This is a genomic window from Lentzea sp. NPDC005914, from assembly GCF_040629405.1.
Lineage (GTDB): Bacteria > Actinomycetota > Actinomycetes > Mycobacteriales > Pseudonocardiaceae > Lentzea.
This window is the reverse complement of the sequence record NZ_JBEXVQ010000009.1, coordinates 77,191-102,923: the sequence shown is the minus strand read 5'-3', so window position 1 is coordinate 102,923 and position 25,733 is coordinate 77,191. Positions and strand designations below refer to the sequence as shown.

The window sequence follows — 25,733 nt, the reverse complement described above, 5'->3', positions numbered from 1 at the left end:
TAGGACACTCGTCACTCAAACGGCCGTGTTTCGGCCACCTCGCTCGGTACCTTGCCCGCGGGAGTGGTGATGACTGACAACAACCTGCCAGGACCTGGCCAGCCGGTGCCCGAGCCGTCCGGAACGCCCGGCCAGCCGCAACAGCCGCCGCCGTACCAGCCGGCGCCGCAGCCGAACGCGCCCGTCAAGGGCAAGGGCAGCGTGCGCCAGCAGCAGGCCGGCGTGACGCAGCCGCGCCAGGCGACGGTGGCCGAGCAACGCGCTCGTGCCGCCGCGTTGAAGGCGCAGCAGGAGCGGTTCGCCGCCGAGTCCGCCGCGTTCGAGAAGAAGCGCAAGAAGCGCAAGCGCCTGCTCATCGGTGGCGGTGTCGCCGTGGGCGTCGTGGCGCTGGTCGCGATCTGGTACGCGGCCGCGAGCCCGTCGAACGTGACGGCGCAGTGCACCGACTCGAACAACGTGATCGTCGACGACGACTACTGCGACCAGACGTACTACAGCAGCCATGGCGGCTACAGCAGCGGTGGCTTCATCTACATCGGTGGCTCTTCGTACCGCTACAACTACGGCGGGTCAGGCTCCGTCGGCCAGAAGGCTGTCGGCGGCAGCTACACGATCCCCAAGGGTGCGAACGTCAGCACGAAGTCGGGCACGTCGGTCCAGCGCGGCGGCTTCGGCGTCAGCAGCGGCTCGTCCAGCAGCGGAGGCTGAACCCAGTTGCGTCGTGAAACCTCGCAACCGCGGCCGAACTGGCAGCGCACGGTCTCGGACCAGGGGTTGGTCTTCGGCCTGCCCGCGAAGTACGCGAACGGCTCCGACCGTCCGTACTGGGACGAGTCGGTGCACTACGTGTTCGAGATGAGCGAGATCCTCTCGCTCGAGGCCGACGTCGAGCTGCTCCACTCCATGTGCCTCGACGCGGTCGACAACGTGGTGCTCACCGAGCGCTACCGGGACTTCGGCATCCCCGAGTGGGTCTGGCCGCACATCGCCGAGTCGTGGCGCCGCCGCGACCCGCACGTCTACGGCCGCTTCGACCTGCGCTACGACGGCTCCGGTCCCGCGAAGATGCTCGAGTACAACGCGGACACCCCCACGTCGCTGCTGGAGGCCGCGTACATCCAGTGGTACTGGAAGACCGACGTCTTCCCGGACGACGACCAGTGGAACTCGCTGCACGAGCGCCTGGTCGAGCGCTGGGCCGAGATCGGTGCCAAGCTGCCGTCCAGTGAGCTGCACTTCAGTTGGTCGAGCGCCGACCCGTCGGGCGAGGACCACCTCACCGCCGCGTGCCTGCAGGAGACGGCCGCCGAGGCCGGTCTGAACACCGTGGGCATCGCGATGGAGGACATCGGCTGGGACACCCTGCTCAACCGGTTCGTCGACCTCGAAGAGGCCCCGATGAACGCGGCGTTCAAGCTCTACCCGTGGGAGTGGGTGGTCGAGGAGCAGTTCGGCCGGCACGCCGTCGAGTCGCTGCCCGGCACCCTGTGGATCGAGCCGCTGTGGAAGATGCTGCTCTCCAACAAGGCGCTGCTCGCGATCCTGTGGGAGATGCACCCGGGCCACCCCAACCTGCTCCCGGCCTACCTGAACGACCCCGGCATGCTCACCGAGTACGTGCGCAAGCCGCTGCTCGGCCGTGAGGGGTCGAACATCCAGATCGTCGCTCCGGGCTACGAGACGCAGACCGGCGGCGTGTACGGCAAAGAAGGTTTCGTTTACCAGCTGTTCGATCCGCTTCCGGAGTTCGACGGCTACCGCCCCGCGTTGGGCGCCTGGGTCGTCGGCGACACGTCGGCAGGCCTCGGCATCCGCGAAACGGTCGGTCTGGTGACCGACGATGGCGCGGCGTTCGTGCCGCATCGAATTGTTGAGTAAGACTCCGAAAGGGAACAGCACATGACGACCACGCTGCTCGCGTTGGACCCCGGCTTCGGCGCGACCTTGGGTCGGAACATCGGCGCGATCGCGCTGTACGCCGTCGTCGGTCTCGTCCTCATGGTGTTCGGCTTCTACGCCATCGACTGGACGACGCCGGGCAAGCTGTCCGCCCTTGTCCGCAACGGCTGCCCCAACGCCGTGATCGTGACCGCCTCCGGCCTGCTGTCGATGGCGTTCATCGTCGTCATCGCGATCACGTCGTCGGTCGGCAAGCTCGACGAGGGCCTGCTGTCCGCGCTGATCTACGGCCTGGTCGGCATCGTCGTGCAGGTCGCCGCCGTGCGTCTGCTGGAGTGGGTGACCAAGCTGGACATCGGTTCGATCATCGAGTCGGACCAGTTCGCGCCGGCCTCGGTCGTCGTCGCCTCCGCGCACGTCGCCCTGGGTCTCGTGGTGGCGGTCGCCATCAGCTAGTCCCGCGCTTCGTCGAAGGACCCGGTGCTCACGAGCCGCCGGGTCCTTCGCGTTTGCGGGGCGCTGGAGGTATCGAAGTCCGACGCCTGACGAGACCAGGCCGGGCGTTGGCTTCGCGACCTCGATATCCGGATGAAGTGCGGATCAGGTGGGGACTACCCTTTTCAGGGTGATTGACCTCAAGGTGTTGCGCGAGAACCCGGAGATCGTGCGCGCGTCACAGCGTGCCCGTGGCGAGGACGAGGGCGTCGTCGACTCCCTGCTGTCCGCTGACGAGCGCAGGCGCAGCGCCATCTCCCGCGCGGACACCCTGCGCGCCGAGCAGAAGGTGCTCGGCAAGGAGGTCGGCAAGGCCAAGGGCGACGACAAGACCGCCCTGCTCGTCAAGGCGAAGGACCTGGCCGCCGAGGTCAAGGCCGCCGAGGCCGAGCAGAACGCCACCGCCGGCGAGGTCAGCGAGCTGCTGGCGAAGATCCCGAACCTTGTGCACCCGGACGCGCCTGTCGGTGGCGAGGACGACTTCCGCGTCGTCAAGCACGTCGGTGAGCCGCGCGAGTTCGACTTCGAGCCGCTCGACCACCTCGACCTGGGCACCCGGCTCGGCGCGATCGACATGGAGCGCGGCGCCAAGGTCGGCGGCAGCCGGTTCTACTTCCTCAAGGGCGTCGGCGCGCAGCTGGAGCTGGCGCTGCTCAACATGGCGGCGGCGCAGGCCACGGCCAACGGCTTCGAGCTGATGATCACGCCCACGCTGGTGCGGCCGGAGATCATGGCGGGCACCGGGTTCCTGGGCGCCCACTCGAGCGAGATCTACCACCTGCCCGCCGACGACCTGTACCTCGTTGGCACGTCGGAGGTGCCGCTGGCCGGCTACCACGCCGACGAGATCCTCGACGGTGAGCGCCGGTACGCCGGCTGGTCGTCGTGCTACCGGCGCGAGGCCGGGTCGTACGGCAAGGACACCCGCGGCATCATCCGCGTGCACCAGTTCAACAAGGTCGAGATGTTCTGCTACGTCAAGCCCGAGGACGCCGAGGCGGAGCACGCGCGGCTGCTCGGGTGGGAAGAGGAGATGCTCGCCAAGATCGAGGTGCCGTACCGCGTCATCGACACGGCGACCGGCGACCTCGGCATGTCGGCGTACCGCAAGTTCGACTGCGAGGCGTGGGTGCCGTCGCAGAAGCGGTACCTGGAGCTGACCTCCACGTCGAACTGCACCACGTTCCAGGCGCGCCGCCTCAACGTGCGCTACCGCGACGACAACGGCAAGACGCAGATCGCGGCCACGCTCAACGGCACGCTGGCCACGACCCGGTGGATCGTCTCGATCCTGGAGAACCACCAGAACGCGGACGGCTCGGTCACGGTTCCTGAGGCCTTGCGGCCGTTCATGGGCGGGCTCGAGCTGCTCAAGTGAGCGAGGCGATGTGGCGCGCGATCTCCAGCGCGCTCGTCGCCGCGGGTGAAGGTGCGTTCAGGACGTGCACCTGACGGGGCGCTGACTCGATGAGGAAGTCGTCGACCAGCGCACCGTTGGGGAGCATGGCCTGAGCGCGCACACCGCTCTCGGACCGGACCAGGTCCGACTCCTCGACCGCGGGCACCAGCCGGGCCAGCGACGCGGCGAACCGGCGGCGGGACAACGACCGCAGCACCTCGTCGACGCCCGTCCGCGCGAACTTCCGCGCCAGCCGCCACGTGCCGGGGAACCGGGCCACGTCGACGACGTCACGCAGCGAGAAGTCGCTCCACCGGTAGCCCTCGCGCCGCAACGCCAGCACGGCGTTCGGCCCGCAGTGCACCGATCCGTCGAGCATGCGGGTGAGGTGCACGCCGAGGAACGGCAGCGTCGGATCCGGCACCGGGTAGATCAACCCGCGCACCAGCGACGTCCGCCGCAGCTCGTAGTACTCGCCGCGGAACGGCACGATCCGGGCGGCGGGGGTCAGTCCGGCCAGCCGCGCGATCCGGTCGCTCTGCAACCCGGCGCAGTTCACCAGCACGTCGCCTCGAACAACGCCCTGCGGCGTGGCCACCTCGACGTGCGACCCGACCGTCCGGATCGCCAGCGCGGGTGACCGCAGCCGCAGGTCGTGCCCGTCCAGCAACCGCACCAGCGCGGCGCAGACTCCCGCGTACGAGATGATCCCGGTGCTTTCGACGCGCAGAGCGGCCACGCAGGCCACCTCGGGCTCGTACTCCAGCGCCTCTTCCGCGGAGATCAGCTTCGCGGGCACCCCGTTGGCCTCGGCACGCGACGCCAGGTCGTGCAGCCGTGGCAGTTCGTCAGCAGAAGTAGCGACCACGAGCTTGCCGCACACCTCGACCGGAACGCCGTGCTCCTGCGCGAACGCGACCATCGACGCGTTGCCGGCCACGGACATCCGGGCCTTCAACGAACCGGGCTTGTAGTAGAGCCCCGCGTGCACGACGTTCGAGTTGTGGCCGGTCTGGTGGGCGCCCCAGCGGGTCTCCTTCTCGAGCACCGTGACGCGGTCCCCGCGCGAGGCCAGCTCGGCCGCCACCGCGAGCCCCACGATTCCGCCACCGATCACCACAACAGAGCGCACAGTGACGGAATCTAGTTTCCGGGGTCCCGTCGTTACAGGTGCCGGTCCAGCGTGGGCAGCACGTTCGCGGCGACGTCCTCCACGACCTGCTCGCTGCCCATGTAGATGCCGTCGTGCCGCGGCCAGTGCGCCACCACGTCGGTGAAGCCCAGCTCAGCCGCCCTGCCCACGGCGTCGGTGAAGCACTCGACGCTCGACAGCGAGTACACCGGCGCCGAGTCGAGGTTCAGGTAGCGGTTCACCCTCGACGTGCGGCCCTGCGTGGCCAACGTCTCAGTGAACTGCTCGGACAGCTGCGCGACGCCGCGCCACCACGCCTCGTGGTCCTCGGTGGGAGGTCCGGTGGTGACCCAGCCCTGGCCGAACCTGGCGGCCACGGTCATCGCCTTCGGACCGTTCGCGGCCACCACGAACGGCACCCGCGGCCGCTGCACGCAACCGGGCGCGCTGCGGGCCTCGTCGGCCGAGTAGAACTCGCCGTGCCACGACGTGCGGTCCTTGACCAGCAGCTGGTCGAGCAGCTCGACGAACTCGCCGAACCGGGTCGTCCGGTCGCGCGGCAGCAACGGCTTCGCGCCCTGCACGACCGTGTCGTACCCGTCCCCACCTGCGCCGACGCCGAGCGTGAAGCGTCCGTCGGACACGTCGTCGATGGTCAGCAGCTCCCGCGCGAACGGCACCGGGTGGCGGAAGTTCGGGCTCGCCACGAAGGTCCCGAGCCTGATCCGCGACGTCACCAGCGCGGCCGCCGTCAGGGTCGGGACCGCGCCGAACCACGGACCGTCGACCAGGGTGCGCCAGCCGAGGTGGTCGTAGGTCCACGCGTGGTGGAAGCCGTACTCCTCAGCCGCGCGCCACTTGGGTTCGGCGATCCACCATCGGTGTTCCGGGAGAATCACGATTCCTGCGCGCACGTACGTACGGTAACCAGCTGTTCAGCTCCCGACGAACTTGGACTCGGATGTCGAAGAGGCAAGATGACGATGTGGAACAGCCGCGCCTGGTCGCCTCCGACGTCGATGGAACCCTGCTCACCCCTCACGAGAGCGTGAGCGCACGCACCGCGAAGGTGGTCGCGCGCGTGATCGCCGCAGGAGTGCCGTTCGTGCTGGCCACCGGCAGGCCGCCGCGCTGGATCCCGCGCATCGCCGCCGAAGCAGGTCTCGACGGTCTCGCCGTCTGCGCGAACGGTGCGGTGCTCTACGACATCGGCCGTGACGAGATCGTCTGGGCGCGCACACTCAGCCCGGTGCAGTTGCACGACATCGCGGCCGCCGTCGACAGCGTGCTGGACGACTGCACGTACGCGGTGGAGCTCGTCGGCACCCCGAAGGACGACAGAACGTTCGTCGCCGAGCTCAGCTACACCCACCCCTGGCCGGAGGGCCCGCACAGCGGCCTCACCCGCGCCGAGACGCTCGGCCACCCCGCGACGAAGCTGCTGATCAGGCACCGCACCATGACCAGCGCCGAGATGGTGTCCGCGATCAACGAGGTGCTGCATGGCGAGGTCGACCTCACCTACTCCACGAACAACGGCCTGATCGAGGCCAGCGTGCACGGCGTCACGAAGGCGTCCGGGCTGGCCGACGTCGCGGAACGGTTCGGCGTCGAGCGCGAGCACGTGATCGCGTTCGGGGACATGCCGAACGACGTGGAGATGCTGACCTGGGCCGGTCACGGCGTGGCGATGGCCAACGGCCACGAGGCCGCGCGAGCCGCCGCGAACGAGATCACGGGCCCGAACGCGGAGGACGGCGTCGCGATGGTGCTCGAACGCTGGTTCTGAGCCACGGATAGCCTGTGCCCAAATCCGGCTTCCGACTTCGAAGAGGTTCCCGTGCGTGCACTCGTGACCGGCGGCGCCGGTTTCATCGGCTCCACCCTGGTCGACCGCCTGCTGCGTGACGGGCACGAGGTCCACGTCGTCGACGACCTGCGCCGCGGCACCCGCACCGCGCCTGCCGACCCGGCCCACGCCGACCGGTACTCCTTCACCCAGCTCGACATCGCGAACCCCGAGCTCGCCGACGTGGTCGCCGGCTTCGAGCCCGAGGTGATCTTCCACCTCGCCGCGCAGATCGACGTGCGGGTCAGCGTCGCCGACCCGATCCTCGACGCGCAGCAGAACGTCATCGGCACGATCAACGTCGCGGAGGCCGCCCGCAAGGCCGGCACCCGCAAGATCTGCTTCGCGTCCTCGGGCGGCTCGATCTACGGCACGCCGGACGTGCTGCCGGTCTCCGAGGCCGTGCCGATCAACCCGAAGTCGCCGTACGCGGCGAGCAAGGTCTCCGGCGAGGTGTACCTGAACACCTACCGCCAGCTGTACGGCCTGGAGTGCACGCACCTCGCGCTCGCGAACGTCTACGGCCCGCGGCAGGACCCGCACGGCGAGGCGGGCGTGGTGGCGATCTTCGCCAACGCCCTGCTGGCGGGCAAGCCGACGAAGCTGTTCGGCGACGGCGGCAACACCCGCGACTACGTCTTCGTCGAGGACGTGGTGGCCGCGTTCGTGGCGGCGTCCGGCGAGAACGGCGGCGGGCAGCGCTACAACATCGGCACCGGCCAGCAGACCTCGGACAAGGAGCTGCACAGCCTGGTCGCGCTGGCCGCGGGGGCGGCCGACGAGCCCGAGTACGCGCCCGCGCGGCTCGGTGACCTGCGGGCCTCCGCCCTGGACTCGTCCAGGGCGACGAGCGAGCTCGGCTGGGTGTCGGAGGTCGATGTCAAGACCGGTGCGGCGCGTACGGTGGAGTACTTCCGCAACGCCTGATGCCACAGCGGTGCGATCAGGGCCGCGACCACGCTGACCGAAACAGGCTTGGAGCATGAACCTCATCCGCTTGCTGCGCGGGCCGATGCCGTTGATGGGCGTCGGCCTCACGCTGGTCATCCTCTCCGGGGCCGCGTTCATCGGCCTGATCAACCGGTCCGAGGTCGACCGGCCGGGCGTCGCGGCGCTGGCCGGCCTCTACTTCCTGGTCAACACGATCGCGCTGGGCTTCTTCATCGGCCTCGAGCAGGAGATGTCGCGCTCGGTCAGCCAGGAGCGCGCGCTCGGCAGGGCGGTCAAGCCCGTCGCCCACTTCGTGTCGCGGCAGGGTGCCAGGCTGCTGGTGCCCGCGATCGCCATCTCGCTGGCGGCGTCGCCCGTGCTGGTCTCGGGACCGTTGCGGGGGCACTGGGAGCTCGTCGGCATGCTCGTCGTGAGCCTGGTCTCCGCGTGGGCGGCGTCCTCGGTCCGCGGCGTCCTCGCGGGCTGTCAGCGGTTCGGCATCTACTCCGCGACGCTGGCTGCTGAGGGCGGGTCGCGGCTGGTGCTCTGCGTCGTGCTGTGGCTGGCCGGGGCCGACTCCGCGTGGACCTTCGGGCTGGCCTTCGTCCTCGGCCAGGCCTTCGCGGCGCTGCTCGGCGTGGTCATGCTGTGGATCAAGGGTCAGCGCGACTGGCGCGCCCCGTCGTCGGCCGCCGCGCCTTCGATCGGCGGCGCGGGCGCGATCAGGTTCGGCGTCTCGTCGGCCCTGACGTTCCTGGTCGCAGCCAACCTGACCAACCAGGCCATCATCAACCTGCCGCCGCTGATGATCGGGGCGCGGTCGGACGTGGAACCCGTGCTGGCCACGGTCATCGCGGGTGCCGTCACGCTGACCCGCCTGCCGATGTTCGCCATCTTCCCGCTGCAGACGATGCTCCTGCCGCGGCTGACCGCCGGAGCGGCGAAGGGCGACCTGCGAGGGGTGCGCAGGCAGGCCTCCCTGGCGGTCGTCGCGTGCGCGGTGTTCGGCCTGCTCGGCATCGCGGTCCTCGGCATCGCGGGTCCGCGCCTGCTCAGCCTCTACCTCGGTACGCCCGTGGACCTGTCCGCCACGGCCATGGCCCTGCTCGGCATCGGCACGATGTTCCTCGCGATCTCGAACGTCACGCAGCCCACGTTGCTGGCGCTGCAGAAGCACCGGATGGTGCTCGTGGCCTTCGTGACCGCCGCCGTCGTCATGGTGCTGGCGTACGTGCTGCCGGCCGAGCCGGTCACCTCCGCGGTGCTGACCACCTCGGCGGGCCCCATCGCTCTCGTGCTCGTCATGGCCGTCGTCCTCGTGCGGGCGACCGGCCGCAACCACCAGCAGTTACTTCCGGACGACACGTCGGCGTCCGCCGAGCTCAGGGAACAAACCACCCGGTGACGTTAGAGATCACAGCGATCGCGACGGCATATCACCCAGGTCAGCGGCTGCTGGCCGTCATCGACGCCGCGAGAGCGTCCTGCGTCGAGGTTCTGGTGGTGGACAACACCCCAGGTGGTGCCGAGTTGCTCGGCGGCGAGCTGCCCGACCGGGTCCGCGTGCTGCGGCCGGGCGGCAACATCGGCCTGGCGGGCGCGCTCAACCTGGGCGTGCGGGAGACGTCACCCGGATCCGACGTCGTGTTGCTGCTCGACCAGGACTCGGTGCTCTCCAAGGACCTGGTCGGCCTGCTGGTCGCGCACCTGGCCGATCCGACCGTCGGTGTCGCGGCCCCCGCTCCCTGGGACAGCGAGCGCGAGTCCTACCTCGACCCGCGCACGGCCCTGATGCCCGAGGTCGCCGACCGGGGAGCCGTGATCACCTCCGGCATGGTGGTGCGGCGCGCGCTGATCGAGGAGCTGGGCGGGTTCCGCGAGGACTTCTTCATGGACTGCGTCGACCAGGACTTCTGCCTGCGGCTGCGGCGCAGGGGGATGCGGATCGTGCAGGACCGGCGGGTCAGGCTTCCGCACGTGCTCGGCGACGTTCGCGCGCACCGGTTCCTGATCGGGCACGTCCGGGTCACTCACCACCCTCAGTGGCGGCTGTACTGGGTGATCCGCAACGGCGTGCTGCTGGTGAGGGAAAACCTGAGTCAGTCGCCGCTGTGGTGCCTCGCGTCCATTCTGATCATGATCCGCTGGGTGTTACTCACGGCACTGTACGAAAAGCCGCGAGGTCCCCGGCTGCGTGCGATGCGGGACGGTCTGCGCGACGGCTTGAAGGCCAGGACCAGCAAGGATTACCTGCCCGCCGACAGCATCCCGGGGGGATCCTGAGCGGGCCCGGCACCGGCCACGAATGGCGTAGCCGCTGCACTACACTGGCAGCGCATTTCCAAGAACTTCGCATTGCGACAGAAAATGGCGTCCTGGAGGACCCCCAGTGGCTGAATGGTCCGACGTCTGGTTGGTCGTTCCCGTGTACAACGAGGCTCAGGTCATCGGGGACGTCGTGCGGAACGCCAGGCAAACGTTTCCGAACATCGTGTGCGTCGACGACGGCAGCGCCGACGCGTCCGCCGAGCAGATCCAGCAGGCAGGCGCCCACCTGGTGCGCCACCCGGTGAACCTCGGCCAGGGCGCCGCACTGCAGACCGGTGTCAGCTACGCCAAGGCGCAGCCGGGTGCGAAGTACTTCGTCACCTTCGACGCCGACGGCCAGCACCAGGTCGACGACGTGCTGCGGATGCTCAAGCGCCTGCAGGCCGAAGACCTGGACATCATCGTCGGCACCCGGTTCATCAAGGGCGCGGACACGAGCCACATCCCGTGGATCAAGCGGTTCGTGCTCAAGACCGTGGTGCTGCTCAGCCCGCGGACCCGGCGCCTGGGCCTGACCGACGCGCACAACGGTCTGCGGGTGTTCAACCGCACGGTCGCGGACAAGCTGAACATCACCAGCAACGGCATGGGCCACGCCTCGGAGTTCGTCGAGCTCATCGACCACCACAAGTGGAAGGTCGGCGAGGAGCACGTGACGATCCTCTACACGGAGTACTCGATGGCCAAGGGCCAGTCGCTCATCAACGGCGTGAACATCGTCTTCGACGGTGTCATGAGGGGTTCGAGGCACTGACATGTTGATCCAGATCCTGCTCATCGCCTCTGTCGTGGCGCTGCTGCTCCTCTTCCTGAGGCACCACGGCAAGAGCAAGACCGCGGCCAGCGTCAAGATCGGCTTCTCGGTCTTCATGATGTTCGGCGTCATCGCGGTGCTGTGGCCGGGAGTGGTCAGCGCGATCGCCAACGCGCTGGGCGTCGGCCGCGGCACCGACCTGCTGCTCTACGGCATGGTGGTCGCGTTCGGGTTCGCCACCATCAACACGTTCCTGCGCTTCAAGGAGCTGGAGCTGCGCTACGCCAAGCTGGTGCGCGCGATGGCCATCCAGAACAGCAAGGCCCCCGACGAGGAGATCAAGCCGACCGACACCTCCGTCGTCTGAAAACACAGCTCTGAAACGCCGAACGCCCCTGGTCAGCAGACCAGGGGCGTTCGTTTTCGCAGTGGCTCAGCCGTTGCCGAAAGCGTGCTTGGCCAGCGCGCGGGCGACGTCGCGCTGCCCGCCCTTCACGGCCGTCGGAAGCAGGGTCAGCGCGTGCAGCCGGGACGCGGAGTGCATGCGTGCGGCCCGCTCGGCGCGTGGCCAGCCCTTGGCCTTCATCCGCTCGGCCATCACCTGGTACAGCCCGCGCTCCTCGGTGAAGCGGTCGCCGTCGAGCGCCATCTTCGACGAGACGCTCTCGAGGTGGCGCCGGTACTGGAAGCAGACCGTGCTGTCGATCAGCATCTGCTCGCCGCGCTCGATCAGCTCGAGCTCCAGCGCGAGGTCCTGGGTGGTGCGCAGGTCGGCGCGGAAGCCGACCGACTTGATGGCCTCGGTGCGCCAGGTGATCGCCGGGAAGTACAGCCAGTTGCCGCGCAGCAGGCTCGCCGCCAGTTCCTCGCCGTCCATCAGCCGGCGGCCGGTCACCTTCGGCGCGTACAGCCTCCGCTTGACCTCGTCGGCGAGCGCCTTGACCGGCTGGCCGTGCTCGTCGATCACCGTCACGCCGGGCTGGATCATGCCGACGCCGGGGTGGTCCTTGTAGGCGGCGAGCACGGTGCTGACGTAGTTGGGCAGCAGCAGGTCGTCGGTGCCGAGCATCGACATGACCTCGTACTCTGCGAGGTCGAGGCACCGGGTGAAGTTCCCGGTGACGCCCAGGTTGCGCTCGTTGCGGAAGTAGCGGATCCGCTCGTCGGCCAGCGACTCGAACCAGCCGGGCACGTCGGGATGCGCCGTGTCGTCGACGACCGTCAGGCGCCAGCCCTCGTCGGTCTGCGACCGCACGCTCTGCACGGCGGCCTGCATGAGCGCGACGTCGCCGTAGTAGGGCAGCATGATATCGATCATCGTCATGGTGCTGGGCTTCTCCTCGCCGACTGTCGACCAGGCCGCCCATGATGCCCTACCTGGTCCGAGCCCTGTCCGTCGAGCCCTGTCCGTGAGGATGGCCGGGAGCTCACGCCGCTATCCTCTGCTCTCGTGCAAATTCGTGAGCTGACCATCGCCGGCGCGTACGAGTTCGTGCCGCGGATCTTCGGTGACAACCGCGGCATGTTCGCCAGCCCGTACTCCGAGCAGGCGCTGACCGAGGCGACCGGCCGCTCGATGCGCGTGGCCCAGACCAACCACTCGGTGTCGAGCCGGGGCACGATCCGCGGCGTGCACTTCGCCGACGTGCCTCCGAGCCAGGCGAAGTACATCTACTGCCCGCGTGGCGCGCTGCTGGACGTCGTGGTCGACATCCGGGTGGGCTCGCCGACCTACGGTCAGTGGGACGCCGTCCGGCTGGACTCGACCGAGTGCCGCGCGCTGTTCGTGTCCGAGGGGCTCGGGCACTCGTTCGTCGCCCTCGAGGACGACACCGTCATGAGCTACCTGTGCGGTGAGGCGTACAACCCGAGCGCGGAACACGGCATCAACCCGCTGGACGCGGCACTCGACCTGCCCTGGCCCACTGATCTTGAGCAGGTGCTTTCCGACAAGGACCTCGCCGCCCCGACCCTCGCCGAGGCCGAAGCGGCCGGTATCCTTCCCCGGTACGAGGACTGTCTCGCCTACTACGAGAAGCTCCGAGCCAACAGCGCGTGATGACGCGCCGCCGGACCGCTTCCGTGTACGCGCTCGACGAGTGCACTGATCTCCAACCAGATGGGAAGAGCGCGCGACGATGAGAGGGATCATTCTCGCCGGCGGCAGCGGTACCCGGCTGCACCCGATCACGCAGGCCGTGTCCAAGCAGTTGCTGCCGGTCTACGACAAGCCGATGGTCTACTACCCGTTGTCGGTGCTGATGCTCGCGGGCATCAAGGAGATCTTGATCATCTCGACGCCGACCGACCTGCCGAACTTCCAGCGCCTGTTCGGTGACGGCTCGCAGTTCGGCATCCGGCTCGAGTACGCCGAGCAGGCCGCGCCCAACGGGCTCGCCGAGGCGTTCGTGATCGGCGCCGACTTCATCGGCGACCAGGACGTGGCGCTGGTGCTCGGTGACAACATCTTCCACGGCCAGGGCTTCGCCAAGGTGCTCCAGCAGCACGCGAGCTCGATCGACGGCTGTGTGCTGTTCGGCTACCCGGTCAAGGACCCGGAGCGCTACGGCGTCGGCGAGGTGGACGCGCAGGGCCAGCTGATCTCGATCGAGGAGAAGCCCGCGCTGCCGAAGTCCAACAAGGCCATCACCGGTCTCTACTTCTACGACAACCAGGTCGTGGAGATCGCTCGCGGACTCGAGCCCTCGGCTCGCGGCGAGCTGGAGATCACCGACGTCAACATGGTCTACCTCAAGCAGGGCAACGCGAAGCTGGTCGACCTCGGGCGCGGGTTCGCCTGGCTGGACACCGGCACGCACGACTCGATGCTCGAGGCGGGCCAGTACGTCCAGGTGCTCGAGCACCGGCAGGGGATCCGGATCGCCTGTCTCGAGGAGATCGCACTGCGGATGGGCTTCATCGACGCCGACGCGTGCTACGCCCTCGGCGAGAAGCTGGCGAAGTCCGGGTACGGCCAGTACGTGATGGAGGTCGCCCGCTCGTCGGGCGCCGGCAGGTGACCATGTCGACGAACGCCCGGCAGACGGGTGCAACGGGGAGCACGATGCGGGTTCTTGTTACTGGTGGCGCGGGATTCATCGGATCCCACTACGTGCGGCAGCTCGTCGGAGGCGCCTACCCGGCGTTCGCCGACGCCGAGGTCGTCGTGCTGGACAAGCTGACCTACGCAGGCAACGAGGCGAACCTCGCACCGGTGGCCGACAGCCCCCGGCTGCAGTTCGTCCGCGGCGACATCTGCGACGCCGAACTGGTCGGCAAGCTGATGGCCGGCACCGACGTGGTGGTGCACTTCGCCGCCGAGTCGCACGTGGACCGGTCCATCTCCGGTGCCGCGGAGTTCGTGGTGACCAACGTCCTCGGCACCCAGACGCTGCTGCAGGGCGCACTGGAGGCAGGCGTCGGCAAGTTCATCCACATCTCCACGGACGAGGTGTACGGCTCGATCGAGACCGGCTCCTGGACCGAGGAGCAGCCGCTGGAGCCGAACTCGCCGTACTCGTCGGCCAAGGCCAGCTCGGACCTGATCGCCCGGTCCTACCACCGCACCTACGGCCTGCCGGTGTGCATCACGCGCTGCTCGAACAACTACGGCGAGTACCAGTTCCCCGAGAAGGTCATCCCGCTGTTCGTGTCGAACCTGATGGACGGCAAGAAGGTGCCGCTCTACGGCGACGGCCTGAACATCCGCGACTGGCTGCACGTCGACGACCACTGCAACGGCATCCAGCTCGTAGTCGAGGGCGGCCGCGCGGGCGAGGTCTACAACATCGGCGGCGGCACCGAGCTCACCAACCACGAGCTGACCGGCCTGCTGCTGGACGCGATGGGCGCCGACTGGTCGTCGGTGGAGCGCGTCACCGACCGCAAGGGTCACGACCGCCGCTACTCGGTCGACATCACCAAGATCTCCACCGAGCTCGGCTACGCCCCGCGCGTGCCGTTCGAGGAGGGCCTGGCCCGGACCGTCGCGTGGTACCGCGACAACCGCAGCTGGTGGGAGCCGCTCAAGGCGCGCGCCGCCCTGGCCTAGGCGCACCTGGTCCTGAAACGACTGAACGCGGCTGATGGGCGCACTCCCACCAGCCGCGTTCTGCTGTGTCGCGACTAGCTGGTGGGGACCTGGTCCAGCCGGATCTTGTAGATCTTCGTGTGCTCGTTGCTGTAGACGAGCTCCAGCGCCTTGACCTTGTCCAGGTCGGTCATACCGGGGATGCGCGTCAGCGTCGGGGCCACGAAGCCCCAGCCCTCGTAGACGTACGTGATGTGCAGCTTCTCGACGGCTGCCCGGACCTCGCGGTCGGTGTCGATCTTGTTGAACCGGGTGAAGAGCGCGACCCTGTCCTCGCCGACGGCCGCCGCCTTCGGGATGTCGTTGAGGACGTGCCCGAACACCGGGTGCACGTCGTCGAGCGCCCACATCCACGGGGAGCCGTCGCCGGGATCGTTCATGACGAGGTCGTTCTTGCCCACGATGGTGGCGAGCTTGTCGATGCCCTCGTGCTCGGACTTGGTCACCGTGGGGTAGCGGCCGTTGTACGCGCCGATGACCCGCCGTGCGTTGCGCTCGGCGTAGAAGCCGTTGCTCAGCAGGGCGAACACCGCGAGGACTAGACCGAGCGCGGTCAGCCGCTGCCAGGTCACGAGCTGTTCGGGGCGGCGGCGCAGCAGGGTTGCCAGGCCGTCGCGCGCGACGACGATGCCGTGGCCCGCGAGCACGACCATGGCCGGGACGACCAGTGCGGCGAACCGCCAGCGGTCGTTCCACCAGAAGCTGGTCAGCGCCGTGACGAGAGCGCCCTTGTAGGACGTCGTCATCACGAACAGCACGGTGAAGATCAGGCCACCGGCGAGCCAGAAGTACAGGGGCTTCAGCGTGCGCACGCCGACGAGGCCGAGAATCATCGCGCCGACCAGCCACCACTGCGGCAGGTCGCTCTCGTGGCTGAGGAAGAAGAGCTCGCCGAGCGCACGGGACGGGCTGGTGTACAGCGGCCAGGAGAACTTGTCCGCCTGTGCGGCGTTCGCGGCGCTCAGCAGCTGAGGCACGGCGTAGATCGCGGACAGCACGCCGACGGCGACGAGCAGGCCCAGTTCGCGCACCGGCACCCGTCGAGCGGTCACCCAGCGCTGGACGAGGTAGCAGACACCGAAGATCACGGCGGTGAGCGTCACGCTGGGGTGCAGCGCGACCAGGCCGCAGATGCCCAGCGCAGTGGTCACCACGAGCGCCGGTCGCAGTGCGTCGAGGGTGTGGACGAGCAGCGCGACCAGCGCCGGCATCAGCGCGATACCGGTCGCGAACGGCCAGACCGGGCCGAAGAACTCGAGGTCGTACGGGAACGCGGAGAACGCGCCGGCCGCGATCGCGCTGCCGAACGCCAGCAGTGGACGGCCACCGGCCACGCGCACCAGGGTGGCGGTGCTGAGTGCGAGCAGTCCGGCGAGCAGCGCCGACTGGCTGTTCAGCACGATCGTGATCGGGGCACCGGTCAGGCCGAGCGCCGTCGCGCCGAGGATGTGGAAGCCGTTCGGGTACGTGAAGGTGGTGCTCGCCTGGTCGTTGATCGCGCGCAGGGCCGTCGGCTGGGACTGGCCGGTCTCCTCGATGAAGCGGACCGCGTTGGCGTGGAAGTTCGCGTCCCAGAACTGGTGGACGTCGGTCAGCATGTGCGTCGCCCGTGCGGTCACGGCCAGGCCGAGCGCGGTCGTCATCAGCACTGCGGCGATCACACCGCCGTGTTGCAGCCTGCTCCACGGCACGAGCGGGCTCGCGGGCTCACCGGCACCGGCCCACCTGCGGGCGACGAGCCGGACGCCCAGGCCGGCGAGCGCGACCACCGCGGTGGCGAGCAGCAGGCCCCAGACGGACCAGCGGCCGAGCACGGCGGGCACCGCCGAAGCGGAGACCGCGATGACGCCGAAGGTCAGCACCGGAGCCGTCCCGACGGCGATCCAGCCGCGCAGGCCAGTGGCGAGTCCGACAGCGAGTCCTGGAGCCATGAGCAGCACGAGGAGCACGCTGAGCACGCCGATCTGGGCCATCATCGGGCTTCCTTTCGGGAAATCACCCGATCAACGGGCTTGGCGACACTGTATTCGGGGCCTGCCGCACGACTTCATCGCGGGCAGCTGCCCTGCAAGAAATGATCACCACGGCAAAAATGATCTGCGTCACCCGCTGGATCGCCGATCGGTCACTCAGGGTAACGGCGTGTCGTCGGATCGGCCCAGTGATGCGCCCGTTGGAGAGTCGGGCGGACCCCGTTCCGCAGTGCCGGTACCATCGGCTGCGTTCGGCTCCCGTCCGCGGTGAGCGCCGATCGACCCCACTCGAGAGACGTGACGGATACGCCTGTGTACTCCCAGCCTTCCCCTGTTTTCGAGGTGCTCGACGACAGCGGTGTCGGACTGAGCGACGGCGACGCCCTGCTCGACGACCGGGAACGACGCCTGGTCGAGGGTGCCGCCAACTTCTACGCGCTGGCAGGACCGGGGCAGACCTTCCGCCTGACGGTCCTCCGCGGCCCCGCGGGCACGATGCCCGCGCTCACCGACGAAGAGCGCACGACGATCGAGTGGGAGGACGACCACGAGGTCGTCGGTTCCCTGGTCGTCCGCAGCCTCATGCACACCATCGCCGACCACCCGCCCTCGGACGGTCTGGTCGACATCGCCGTCGACATCGGCGGCCCTCCCGCCTCGGTCAACGCCTACGACGAGCTCAAGGGCGTGCTGGGCAAGGCCCGCAAGGCCGTGCGCTTCCTCGCGCCCGTCCAGTTCGACGCGCTGCGCCAGTTCCGCACGGACATGGTCGAGCGCAGGGGCCGTGACATCCCGCGCAAGGCGCCGATCCGGCTGTCCCGCGGCGCCACGGCCACCCCGCACGGCGAGACGCCCGCGATCCTGTTCGGCCTGCACTGGCTTGAGCTGGGCGGTGCCGAGCGCTGGGCGATCGACACGATCCGCCTCGCCAAGGAGGCCGGCTTCCTGCCGATCGTGATCACCGACCGCGACTCGCCGCACGAGTGGATCACCCGTCCCGAGCTCGACGGCACGCTCATCGTGCCGCTGACGGTGCCGATGGACCCGAAGCAGGAGTCGGCGTTCCTCAACGGCCTGCTGTCGGCGTTCGACGTGCGCGGCATCCACCTGCACCACTGCACGTGGCTCTACGAGAAGCTGCCGTGGATCAAGTCGGTCCGCCCGGACATCCCGGTCGCCGACTCGTTGCACGTGCTCGAGTGGCGCACCGGCGGGTTCGTCGACATGTCCGTGCGGCTGTCGAACATGATCGACCAGCACCACGTGATCTCGCCGCAGCTGCGCGACTACCTGATCGGCAAGCACGGCCTGGAGCCGAACAAGGTCGTCCTCGCCACACTCGCGGGCCTCACCACCGGCAACATCGTGGTCGGTGGCGCCGGCGAGGCCGTCGAGAGCAACCCGTTCACCGTCGCGTTCGTCGGCCGGTTCACGCAGCAGAAGCGCCCGTACCTGTTCCTGCAGCTGGCGGCCGAGCTGAAGAAGAGCTCGCCGCGCGACGTGCGGTTCATCATCCACGGCCACGGTGAGCTGGCCGCCGAGGTGAACAGCCTGCGCGCCCGCCTGGGCGACTCGATCGAACTGCGCGGTCCCGACCGTCCGGTCAGTGACACGTTCCGCGACTCCGACGTGCTCGTCGTCTCATCGGACAACGAGGGCCTGACTCTCACGTCCTTCGAAGCGACGGCGGCGGGCGTGCCCGTCGTGTCCGCCGACGTCGGCTCGCAGTCGTCGCTGATCGCCGACGACCTGCTCTGCCCGCGTCACCCGTACGCGTTCATCCAGGCCGCCGCGGCCCGGATCCGCACCATGATGACCTCTCCCGACCAGCGCAAGACCTGGCTCGACGAGCAGGCCGCCAAGGCCGAGGCCTTCGCGAAGCTGCCGCGTGCCGAGGACTGGACGCGCGACCTCTACCAAGGATGGCTCAAGTGAGCACTGTCGCCGCCGTTGTCGTCACCTACAACCGCAAGGACAAGCTCACAACGGTCCTCGACCACGTCCTCGCGCAGACCCGCCGTCCCGAGTGGATCGTCGTGGTCGACAACGCCTCCACCGACGGCACCGACGAGGTGCTCAAGGAGTACGAGCAGATCGACGGCGTCGTCGTCGTGCGGCTCAAGGAGAACACCGGCGGCGCCGGTGGTTTCGCGACCGGCATGAACAAGAGCTACGAGCTCGGCGCGGACTTCATCTGGATCATGGATGACGACTGCTACGCCAACTCGGACGCGCTCGAGGAGCTCCTCAACGGCCACGCCAAGGCCGAGGAGGCCATGGGCATGCCGCTGCCGTACGCGTGCTCGCTGGTCAAGTGGGTCGACGGCAACATCTGCGAGATGAACAACCCCGGCACCACCTGGGACTGGGGCAAGCTGATCGCGAAGGGCCAGGAGAACGTCCTGGTCACGCACTGCTCGTTCGTCTCGGTGCTGTTCCCGCGCTGGGCGCTCACCAAGTTCGGCCTGCCGCTCACCGAGTACTTCATCTGGTTCGACGACCAGGAGTACACCCTGCGCATCACCAAGGCCGGCCCCGGCGTGCAGGTGCTGCGCAGCGTCGTCGTGCACGACCTCGGTGTGAACCGCGGTGTGAACTTCGGTGACGCGAACCCGTCGAACCTGTGGAAGTTCGAATACGGCGCCCGCAACGAGTCGTCGTTCCGCCTGCACCACGAGAACCCGGTGTCGTGGCTGAAGTTCGTCTTCCGCCTGGCACAGGGTCTGCGCGGCGGCAACGTGCCGTGGTCCATTCGGGCCAAGCTGTTCCGCAAGGCGATCGAGGGCATCACGTTCAACCCGAAGCCGAAGATGCCGCGCTCCGTGCTCTAAGCGGAGATCAATTCTTCATGTAGCACCACAAGGGCCCCTCGGCGAATTCCTCGCCGGGGGGCCCTTGTAAAATCTGCAGGCGTGAACTTCGCGGGTTATGACCTGATTGTCGTCGGCTCTGGTTTCTACGGCCTGACCGTCGCCGAACGCGCCGCCACCACGCTGAACAAGCGGGTGCTGGTGGTCGAGCGACGCGACCACATCGGTGGTAACGCCTACTCCGAGCAGGAGCCGGAGACAGGCATCGAGGTGCACCGCTACGGCGCGCACCTGTTCCACACGTCCAACAAGCGCGTGTGGGACTACGTCAACCAGTTCACCGAGTTCACCGGGTACCAGCACCGCGTGTTCGCGATGCACGACGGTCAGGCGTACCAGTTCCCGATGGGCCTGGGCCTGCTGTCGCAGTTCGTCGGCCGCTACATGTCGCCGGAGGACGCCAGGGCGTGGGTCGCGGAGCAGGCCTCCGAGATCGACTCCAAGGACGCGAAGAACCTCGAGGAGAAGGCGATCTCCCTGGTCGGCCGTCCTCTGTACGAGGCGTTCATCAGGGACTACACCGCGAAGCAGTGGCAGACGGACCCGAAGGAGCTGCCCGCGGCGGTCATCGCGCGCCTCCCGGTCCGCTACAACTTCGACAACCGCTACTTCAACGACACCTACGAGGGTCTGCCGGTCGACGGCTACACCGCGTGGCTCGAGAAGATGGCGGAGCACGAGAACATCACCGTCGCGCTGTCCACGGACTACTTCGAGGTGCGCGACGAGATCCCCGCGGGCATCCCGGTCGTCTACACCGGCCCTCTGGACCGCTACTTCGACTACTCCGAGGGCTGGCTCGGCTGGCGCACGCTCGACTTCGAGCGGGAGGTCCTGCCGATCGGCGACTTCCAGGGCACGCCGGTCATGAACTACAACGACGCGGACGTCCCGTACACCCGCATCCACGAGTTCCGCCACTTCCACCCGGAGCGCTCGTACCCGACGGACAAGACGGTCATCGTCCGCGAGTTCTCCCGTGCCGCGGAGAAGGACGACGAGCCGTACTACCCGATCAACACCGCTGAGGACCGCGCCAAGCTGGAGCGCTACCGCGAGCTCGCGAAGGCCGAGGCCGCGCAGCGCAACGTGATCTTCGGTGGCCGTCTGGGCACCTACAAGTACCTCGACATGCACATGGCGATCGGCTCCGCGCTGACCGTGTTCGAGAACAAGATCGCGCCGTTCTTCACCGACGGCACCCCGCTGAACGGCTCGCTCGACGACTGATCTGCCTGATGTTGAAGGGCCCGGTCACGCGTGACCGGGCCCTTTGTCATGCCGCGTCGGCGAACCGCCACTTCTGGACGTCGCTGCCGTCGTACGGCGTCTGCGTGACGGGCGCTCCGGCTTTCGCCGGCGCCGTCAGCCGCAGACCGGAGTGCTTGAAGACCAGCTCGTAGTCGCCGTTGGGCTGCCTGATGACCCGCAACGCCTGGTTCGCGTTGCCCGTGCAGCGGAACTGGGTGACGGGCTCGCCCCTGGTCAGGCTCGATCGGGGCACGTCCAGGCACTTGCCGCCGACGTGCAGCGGTGCGACCTCCCAGCCGCCGGTCGTCGCCCGCATCTCGAACTTCTGGTTCGGCGATTCGGCCGGCGTCCACGTGATCAGGCCTGCCGCGTCCTCCGCGGACGCGTTGAGGATCGCCAGCTCGTGCCCGGTCGCGACGTTGCGGATCTTGTAGTGGCCCTGGACGTGCGGACCGGGCTTCGGGTTGTCGGCGTACGGCTCGGGCAACGGCTCGACGAACCCCTCGCGTCACCGCTGGTCCACGAGGTACTGCCGGCGCATCCACTCGCGGTACGCCGGACCGGTCCACCTGGCGGGGGCGCAGTCGGGGCTCGTGGGGCAGATGTCCTGGTCGTGCTGCACGAACGCGGTGAAGACGTCGGTCTTGGTCGCGACCTCGCTGTCGGACAGGTTCTCGGGTTCGCTCGAGATCGAGTAGTCCCGATACGCCTTGACCGGCGTGCCCCGGCCGTCCAGTGCCCACCTGACCAGCCGTGCGGTCGCCAGGTGGTCGAGGTGGATCGAGTTCGAACGGTGGTCGGCGAGCGGGTCGCCGGCCTTGATCTCGTCCGGGCGGAACTCCTGCACGACGTCGCGGAGGAAGCCGCCGAGCCTGTCGCGGGTGAAGGTCTGCGCGGCGTTCCTGTCGCCCTCGCGAGTCTTGACCGGCTGGTTCAACGCGTACAACCGCCACAGCCTGTTCTGCGGTTCGGTGCTTGTGTCGGAAATCCTCAGCTCGACGAGGGAAATCCGCTCGCCGAGCGTCCACTGCGTCGCTTTTCCGGTGTCGTGCGGCGCGGACGACCATTTCGTGGAATCCACACCGGCTGCACGCGCGTAAGCCTCTCGAACGCCGAGCTCGCGCTTGCGCATGTAGTCGTCATTGCTGATCTGCCTGTTGTTCGGATAGTCCGAGGCGACCAGAAAAACGGTTCTGACGCATTTTCCCCGCCGGATGTCGGTGATCAGATCCGGGCTGAGGAACAGCAGGTCGTCGTCGTGATGAGCGACGATGTTGAGAACGCGGCCCTGGCATGCGCCCTCGGCTGCGGCCTGCGTGGGTGCCGATGTGAAAGCGGTGGCGAGAACCGCCGCGCCGGCAACAGCCGCGCGCGTTCTGCTCATTGTGAAATCCCCCTCGTCAGCGCTCGCCGCCCCCAGCGACGAACGACCCCCGAGAGGGATTCTCACTCAGCCCGGCTATTCGGTCCAGGCTGCTCCTGAAGAAGCCCGGCTCACCCCCAGGAGAGCCGGGCTTCACATCCGAGCGCTGATCAGCCGGTGGTCAGCGTCTGGGTCTCGACGTCGTTGGCCAGGTTCGTGTCGGTGCCGCGGAACAGGCCCTTCCACGCCTCGTACTTGATCTCGGCGCCGTCCAGCGGCTTCTCGACGACCACGCGGGCGCCGACCCACTCGGGCAGGCCGCCGGGCTTGCGGTCGTAGAAGTAGCCGGTCACCTTGCCCGCGGGCTCGGTGTCGTAGAACTTCGGCATTTCGCCGAGGCGCTCGACGACGCGCAGACCCTCCGGCAGGGTCAGTTGGCCGCCGAACTGGTCGTACACGTTGCCGTTGTGGACGGTGGAACCGACGATGTCGATCGTGTCGCCGACCTTCGGGTTCGGGTTGCTGATGAAGAGCTGGTTGACCCTGGTGTCGACCACGGCGGTGACGAAGCCGCTGTCGAGCATCCCGTACTTCTGGCCGGCCTCCAGCACAACCGGGCTGGTCAGCTTGCCGGTGGCGGGGCTGAACCTCGAGTCGGCGTACTGCTTGGTCCACCCCTGGCCGTGCGAGAGCGAACGGTCTGCCGAGCCGACGACGTAGCTGCCCGCCGCGAGGCCGGTGATCTCGTAGCGGCCGTCGGAGTCCGACTGCGCGGCCTTGTTGGTGCCGTCGACGTACATCCACTGCCCGGCGATCGGTGCCTCGCCGACCTCACGAATGCCGTTGTTGTTCGCGTCGTTCCACACGAAGCCGTAGATCGAGGCGGTGTTGTCCGCCTGGGCCGGGCCGGCGAAGGCGAGCGGTGCGGTGACGGCGAGTGCGAGAGCGGTGAGACGAGCGACCTTCATCTTGGTTCCCCCCAGGACGTCTGTTCTGACGATGAGAACTCTGCCGGGCGGACCTCCAAGAAACCTCCAAGCCGTCTGCAAGCCCTCTGCAGCCGGATCAGCGCAGCTCAAGTCCCGCGGCGACGTGCCGCAGCCAGGTCACGTTCGCGGCGAGATCCGCGGTGGCGGCCCCGTCGGGTACCGGGTGCCCGCCTGTCCGGAGTGGACGCTCGCCTGCCTGGTGGCGGCGCAGTCCGGCCGCGAGCATGGCGGCTTCCGCGAAGGCGGCACGGACGTCCGGGCGGCGCCGGCGAAGGCGGGGATCGTCGAGTGCTCGGTCGTAGTCCGCGGCGTCGCAGTGGTCGAGCAGAGCGCGGCGGGCGTCCCAGATCTGCACCACCCGCAGGTGCAACCGCAGCGAGAGGTCCTCAACGGCCCACTTCTCGTCGAGCCAGTGCGCGAGCCACGGCCGGTTGAACCGGCGCAGCGTCCACCCGCCGAGCCGGGAGGGCCCGATCGACATCCGGACGTGCGGATGCGCGCTGGTCAGCGCTGACCAGAGCGGGTAGAGCCGTCGGTGGGTGCGCTGCATGGCCCACCACCGCAGCGCCGCCGCGAGCCGCGGCCCCCAGCCCGGCACCGTGATCCCGACCACGACGAACGGCAGCGACGCCGTGATGAGCCAGCCCGTGACCGCGCCGTCCTTGATCAGGATCGGCCTGTCGATCAGATCCAGGACGATCAACGCCGTGCGCACCGCGCAGTACCCGGCGGCGAGCACGTAGCCGATCGTGCCCATCACCAGCCCGCGACGAATCCAGGGCTCGTCGGCCAGTCGCGACCACTTCCACGCCAGAAGTGCCGCGGCGCCGACCATCACGGCGAGGTAGCCGATGAACACCACGAGGTAGATCGAGCTCACCGGCCCGTTGGCGTGATCGGACACGTGCGAGGCGGTGAAGTCCTCCGGTGACGCGGCGATCGCCGGAACCAGCGCGACGACCAGTACGACGAGCAGCGCCGTGCCGTGCCATCTGACGCGCTTGACCGCGTCATCCCGTGTGTAGGCCATGAACACGTACGCGCAGAACGCCAGGTAGATGCCGATCATCGCGAGCATGTGCTGGGTGGTCCCGATGAACCGGGTCGTGGAGGACACCGGCCGAGTCGCCTCGGCGCCGTAGTTGAGCAGGCCGAGGCACAGGCTGAAGGCGAAGCTCTGGGTGCCGAGCCACGCCGCGCGCAACGCGAGGTTGCCCGGCTTCTGCACGACCCGGAACATCAGGTACAGCGCGCACAACGTCGCAACGGTCGACGAGATCACCGTCGGGTCGAGCAGCACCGTCACGAGTCGGCCTTCCGGTTCATCAGCGCGGCCACGAACCGGGCGTTCGCGTCCGCGACGGCACGCGGCCGGTTCGGCACCGGCACCATGCTCCTGGCGGCACCGGCGCGCAGCCACATCAGGGCCGCGGCGATCTCGGCCACCTTCTCCTCGACGCCCGAGTAGCCGTCCCGCTGGGCGAACCTCTGCGCCGTCTCGACGAGCTCGGGCTCCAGTTCGGTCATCGCGTCGTCGGTGAGGTCCTCCAACGAGGTGCCGCGATGCTCGAACAGCACGTGCGCGGCCTCGTGCATGATCACGTGCTCCTGCTGCAACGGTGGCAGCGTCTCGTCGAACACGATCACGAGGTCCTTCGCGCGTTCGATCACCAGCCCTCCGGCCCCGTCGCGGGGCAGCGGCGCCGGGTACAGGCTGATCCGCTTGCCGCGCCGCGCGGAGATCTGCTCGAGCAGGGCGTCGAGGTCGAACGGAACCGGCCACGCCAGCCCGTCGAGCGTCTCGTCGATGAGCCGCCGCAACGTGGCGAGATCGGTGGCCTCGGACCGCAGCGGGTCCGTCACTCGTCCTTCTCCGCCTCGCCGAGCTCCTCGATCAGACGCGCGACCGTGAGCAGACTTTCGGGAGAGAGGCTGCCCAACCGCGCGTTGATGCCCTTCACGCCGTTGCGCTCAGCCGCCTCCTGCAACCGGCGCGCGGCAGCCAGTGAGTCGAGCTCCTGGTCCGCCGCCACGGCCCGCTCGTCGTCGAGGAAGTAGCTCACCTTGACCCCGAAGAACTGGGCCAGCGCCTCCAGCGTCTCGACCTTGGGGTTGGTCTCCTGGCCGGTCCGCAGCTTCCACACCGTCGTGCGCGACTTGCCGATGTGCTCACCGATGACCTGGTCCGCGACGGAGTCGGCCCCGTCCCGCGCGGCCTTCTTCGCGATCAGGGCATTCAGCGCGTCAGCCAGTGTGCGACGGTCGCCGGTGGCCATGTGCCCCCTCGTCTTGTTCATTAAACTTTACTTGACAGCTCTCGCGTGCTGCCCATATTGTCACTGTCGTTGCCAGGCCGGACCCGCCCAGGTCCTGTCCGGCAGCCACCTGGGGGTCTGTCGTTGGCTGTCCGC

Annotated in this window: 26 protein-coding genes; 16 read left to right on the top strand and 10 right to left on the bottom strand. The window is 68.5% G+C overall.

Annotated features, from left to right (window positions below; translation table 11 throughout):
* The first annotated feature begins 69 nt into the window (after nucleotides 1-69).
* From ABZ345_RS15160 to serS, 4 genes are all read left to right on the top strand, one after another.
* A complete protein-coding gene (locus ABZ345_RS15160) occupies nucleotides 70-708 on the top strand; it encodes a hypothetical protein (RefSeq protein ID WP_359847788.1) in 639 nt (212 codons plus the stop codon).
* A gap of 6 nt (nucleotides 709-714) precedes the next feature.
* Nucleotides 715-1,878, top strand: a complete 1,164-nt coding sequence (locus ABZ345_RS15155; protein WP_359847785.1) for a glutathionylspermidine synthase family protein — start codon at nucleotides 715-717, stop codon at nucleotides 1,876-1,878.
* A gap of 21 nt (nucleotides 1,879-1,899) precedes the next feature.
* A complete protein-coding gene (locus ABZ345_RS15150; RefSeq protein ID WP_359847782.1) occupies nucleotides 1,900-2,355 on the top strand; it encodes a DUF350 domain-containing protein in 456 nt (151 codons plus the stop codon).
* A 169-nt stretch (nucleotides 2,356-2,524) separates the two neighbouring features.
* The gene (serS, locus tag ABZ345_RS15145; protein WP_359847779.1) at nucleotides 2,525-3,772 is read left to right on the top strand and encodes a serine--tRNA ligase; all 1,248 of its coding nucleotides are present in this window, start codon (nucleotides 2,525-2,527) and stop codon (nucleotides 3,770-3,772) included.
* On the opposite strand, the gene lhgO is transcribed toward serS, so the two are convergent.
* Both lhgO and ABZ345_RS15135 read right to left on the bottom strand, forming a co-directional pair.
* A complete protein-coding gene (gene lhgO, locus ABZ345_RS15140; protein ID WP_359847776.1) occupies nucleotides 3,765-4,925 on the bottom strand; it encodes an L-2-hydroxyglutarate oxidase in 1,161 nt (386 codons plus the stop codon). The genes serS and lhgO overlap by 8 nt on opposite strands.
* Nucleotides 4,926-4,957: 32 nt before the next feature.
* Nucleotides 4,958-5,839, bottom strand: coding sequence for an LLM class flavin-dependent oxidoreductase (locus ABZ345_RS15135; protein ID WP_359847773.1), 882 nt, complete (start codon nucleotides 5,837-5,839; stop codon nucleotides 4,958-4,960).
* 86 nt (nucleotides 5,840-5,925) lie between these two features.
* Here ABZ345_RS15135 and ABZ345_RS15130 point away from each other — a divergent pair, with 86 nt between their 5' ends.
* From ABZ345_RS15130 to ABZ345_RS15105, 6 genes are all read left to right on the top strand, one after another.
* On the top strand, nucleotides 5,926-6,714 hold the full coding sequence (locus ABZ345_RS15130) for an HAD family hydrolase (protein ID WP_359848317.1): 789 nt from the start codon (nucleotides 5,926-5,928) through the stop codon (nucleotides 6,712-6,714).
* Nucleotides 6,715-6,765: 51 nt separating this feature from the next.
* Nucleotides 6,766-7,701, top strand: a complete 936-nt coding sequence (locus ABZ345_RS15125; RefSeq protein ID WP_359847770.1) for an NAD-dependent epimerase/dehydratase family protein — start codon at nucleotides 6,766-6,768, stop codon at nucleotides 7,699-7,701.
* A gap of 55 nt (nucleotides 7,702-7,756) precedes the next feature.
* The gene (locus ABZ345_RS15120; protein WP_359847767.1) at nucleotides 7,757-9,109 is read left to right on the top strand and encodes a hypothetical protein; all 1,353 of its coding nucleotides are present in this window, start codon (nucleotides 7,757-7,759) and stop codon (nucleotides 9,107-9,109) included.
* Nucleotides 9,106-9,987 (top strand): glycosyltransferase, encoded by an 882-nt coding sequence (locus tag ABZ345_RS15115; RefSeq protein ID WP_359847765.1) that lies wholly within the window; start codon nucleotides 9,106-9,108, stop codon nucleotides 9,985-9,987. The genes ABZ345_RS15120 and ABZ345_RS15115 overlap by 4 nt, the downstream gene beginning before the upstream one ends.
* A gap of 106 nt (nucleotides 9,988-10,093) precedes the next feature.
* Nucleotides 10,094-10,786, top strand: a complete 693-nt coding sequence (locus ABZ345_RS15110; RefSeq protein WP_359847762.1) for a glycosyltransferase family 2 protein — start codon at nucleotides 10,094-10,096, stop codon at nucleotides 10,784-10,786.
* Between the two features lies 1 nt (nucleotide 10,787).
* On the top strand, nucleotides 10,788-11,153 hold the full coding sequence (locus tag ABZ345_RS15105) for a DUF2304 domain-containing protein (protein WP_359847759.1): 366 nt from the start codon (nucleotides 10,788-10,790) through the stop codon (nucleotides 11,151-11,153).
* Between the two features lie 66 nt (nucleotides 11,154-11,219).
* Here the strand turns inward: ABZ345_RS15105 and ABZ345_RS15100 are convergent, their stop codons facing one another.
* Complete coding sequence (locus ABZ345_RS15100; protein WP_359847756.1) at nucleotides 11,220-12,110, bottom strand: glycosyltransferase; 891 nt, start codon at nucleotides 12,108-12,110, stop codon at nucleotides 11,220-11,222.
* Nucleotides 12,111-12,236: 126 nt separating this feature from the next.
* Between ABZ345_RS15100 and rfbC the strand changes: the two genes are divergently transcribed.
* The 3 genes from rfbC (at nucleotide 12,237) to rfbB (ending at nucleotide 14,837) form a co-directional block, all read left to right on the top strand.
* Nucleotides 12,237-12,845, top strand: coding sequence for a dTDP-4-dehydrorhamnose 3,5-epimerase (gene rfbC / locus ABZ345_RS15095; RefSeq protein WP_359847753.1), 609 nt, complete (start codon nucleotides 12,237-12,239; stop codon nucleotides 12,843-12,845).
* A gap of 79 nt (nucleotides 12,846-12,924) precedes the next feature.
* Nucleotides 12,925-13,806: a glucose-1-phosphate thymidylyltransferase RfbA gene (gene rfbA / locus ABZ345_RS15090; protein WP_359847750.1), complete on the top strand. Its 882-nt coding sequence runs from the start codon at nucleotides 12,925-12,927 to the stop codon at nucleotides 13,804-13,806.
* 44 nt (nucleotides 13,807-13,850) lie between these two features.
* A complete protein-coding gene (gene rfbB / locus ABZ345_RS15085; protein WP_359847748.1) occupies nucleotides 13,851-14,837 on the top strand; it encodes a dTDP-glucose 4,6-dehydratase in 987 nt (328 codons plus the stop codon).
* Between the two features lie 74 nt (nucleotides 14,838-14,911).
* On the opposite strand, the gene ABZ345_RS15080 is transcribed toward rfbB, so the two are convergent.
* Nucleotides 14,912-16,852, bottom strand: a complete 1,941-nt coding sequence (locus ABZ345_RS15080; protein ID WP_359847745.1) for a DUF6541 family protein — start codon at nucleotides 16,850-16,852, stop codon at nucleotides 14,912-14,914.
* A 294-nt stretch (nucleotides 16,853-17,146) separates the two neighbouring features.
* On the opposite strand from ABZ345_RS15080, the gene ABZ345_RS15075 reads away from it, so the two are divergent.
* The 3 genes from ABZ345_RS15075 to glf all read left to right on the top strand — a co-directional run bounded on the left by ABZ345_RS15075 (nucleotide 17,147) and on the right by glf (nucleotide 20,949).
* Nucleotides 17,147-18,784 (top strand): glycosyltransferase, encoded by a 1,638-nt coding sequence (locus ABZ345_RS15075; protein WP_359847743.1) that lies wholly within the window; start codon nucleotides 17,147-17,149, stop codon nucleotides 18,782-18,784.
* The gene (locus ABZ345_RS15070; RefSeq protein WP_359847740.1) at nucleotides 18,781-19,680 is read left to right on the top strand and encodes a glycosyltransferase family 2 protein; all 900 of its coding nucleotides are present in this window, start codon (nucleotides 18,781-18,783) and stop codon (nucleotides 19,678-19,680) included. The genes ABZ345_RS15075 and ABZ345_RS15070 overlap by 4 nt, the downstream gene beginning before the upstream one ends.
* A gap of 81 nt (nucleotides 19,681-19,761) precedes the next feature.
* The gene (gene glf, locus ABZ345_RS15065) at nucleotides 19,762-20,949 is read left to right on the top strand and encodes a UDP-galactopyranose mutase (RefSeq protein WP_359847737.1); all 1,188 of its coding nucleotides are present in this window, start codon (nucleotides 19,762-19,764) and stop codon (nucleotides 20,947-20,949) included.
* Between the two features lie 46 nt (nucleotides 20,950-20,995).
* On the opposite strand, the gene ABZ345_RS15060 is transcribed toward glf, so the two are convergent.
* From ABZ345_RS15060 to ABZ345_RS15035, 6 genes are all read right to left on the bottom strand, one after another.
* Nucleotides 20,996-21,457: an RICIN domain-containing protein gene (locus ABZ345_RS15060; protein WP_359847734.1), complete on the bottom strand. Its 462-nt coding sequence runs from the start codon at nucleotides 21,455-21,457 to the stop codon at nucleotides 20,996-20,998.
* 21 nt (nucleotides 21,458-21,478) lie between these two features.
* Nucleotides 21,479-22,354 carry a PIG-L family deacetylase gene (locus ABZ345_RS15055; RefSeq protein WP_359847731.1) on the bottom strand — a complete coding sequence of 292 codons (876 nt, stop codon included), beginning with the start codon at nucleotides 22,352-22,354 and terminating at the stop codon, nucleotides 21,479-21,481.
* 149 nt (nucleotides 22,355-22,503) lie between these two features.
* Nucleotides 22,504-23,301 carry an SdrD B-like domain-containing protein gene (locus ABZ345_RS15050; protein WP_359847728.1) on the bottom strand — a complete coding sequence of 266 codons (798 nt, stop codon included), beginning with the start codon at nucleotides 23,299-23,301 and terminating at the stop codon, nucleotides 22,504-22,506.
* 97 nt (nucleotides 23,302-23,398) lie between these two features.
* Nucleotides 23,399-24,628, bottom strand: a complete 1,230-nt coding sequence (locus tag ABZ345_RS15045) for an MAB_1171c family putative transporter (protein ID WP_359847726.1) — start codon at nucleotides 24,626-24,628, stop codon at nucleotides 23,399-23,401.
* A complete protein-coding gene (locus tag ABZ345_RS15040; protein WP_359847723.1) occupies nucleotides 24,625-25,185 on the bottom strand; it encodes an ImmA/IrrE family metallo-endopeptidase in 561 nt (186 codons plus the stop codon). Before ABZ345_RS15040 ends, ABZ345_RS15045 begins: the two co-directional genes overlap by 4 nt.
* The gene (locus ABZ345_RS15035; protein WP_359847720.1) at nucleotides 25,182-25,619 is read right to left on the bottom strand and encodes a helix-turn-helix domain-containing protein; all 438 of its coding nucleotides are present in this window, start codon (nucleotides 25,617-25,619) and stop codon (nucleotides 25,182-25,184) included. The genes ABZ345_RS15040 and ABZ345_RS15035 overlap by 4 nt, the downstream gene beginning before the upstream one ends.
* Between the last annotated feature and the right edge of the window lie 114 nt (nucleotides 25,620-25,733).

Bases quoted from the DNA above. Each gene is read 5' to 3' on its own strand.
- rfbB (WP_359847748.1), top strand. From the start codon at position 13,851: ATGCGGGTTCTTGTTACTGGTGGCGCGGGATTCATCGGATCCCACTAC.
- ABZ345_RS15150 (WP_359847782.1), top strand. From the start codon at position 1,900: ATGACGACCACGCTGCTCGCGTTGGACCCCGGCTTCGGCGCGACCTTG.
- ABZ345_RS15100 (WP_359847756.1), bottom strand. From the start codon at position 12,110: ATGACGATGATCGATATCATGCTGCCCTACTACGGCGACGTCGCGCTC.
- rfbA (WP_359847750.1), top strand. From the start codon at position 12,925: ATGAGAGGGATCATTCTCGCCGGCGGCAGCGGTACCCGGCTGCACCCG.
- ABZ345_RS15105 (WP_359847759.1), top strand. From the start codon at position 10,788: ATGTTGATCCAGATCCTGCTCATCGCCTCTGTCGTGGCGCTGCTGCTC.
- ABZ345_RS15055 (WP_359847731.1), bottom strand. From the start codon at position 22,354: ATGAGCAGAACGCGCGCGGCTGTTGCCGGCGCGGCGGTTCTCGCCACC.
- ABZ345_RS15050 (WP_359847728.1), bottom strand. From the start codon at position 23,301: ATGAAGGTCGCTCGTCTCACCGCTCTCGCACTCGCCGTCACCGCACCG.
- ABZ345_RS15035 (WP_359847720.1), bottom strand. From the start codon at position 25,619: ATGAACAAGACGAGGGGGCACATGGCCACCGGCGACCGTCGCACACTG.
- ABZ345_RS15120 (WP_359847767.1), top strand. From the start codon at position 7,757: ATGAACCTCATCCGCTTGCTGCGCGGGCCGATGCCGTTGATGGGCGTC.
- ABZ345_RS15160 (WP_359847788.1), top strand. From the start codon at position 70: ATGACTGACAACAACCTGCCAGGACCTGGCCAGCCGGTGCCCGAGCCG.
- ABZ345_RS15080 (WP_359847745.1), bottom strand. From the start codon at position 16,852: ATGATGGCCCAGATCGGCGTGCTCAGCGTGCTCCTCGTGCTGCTCATG.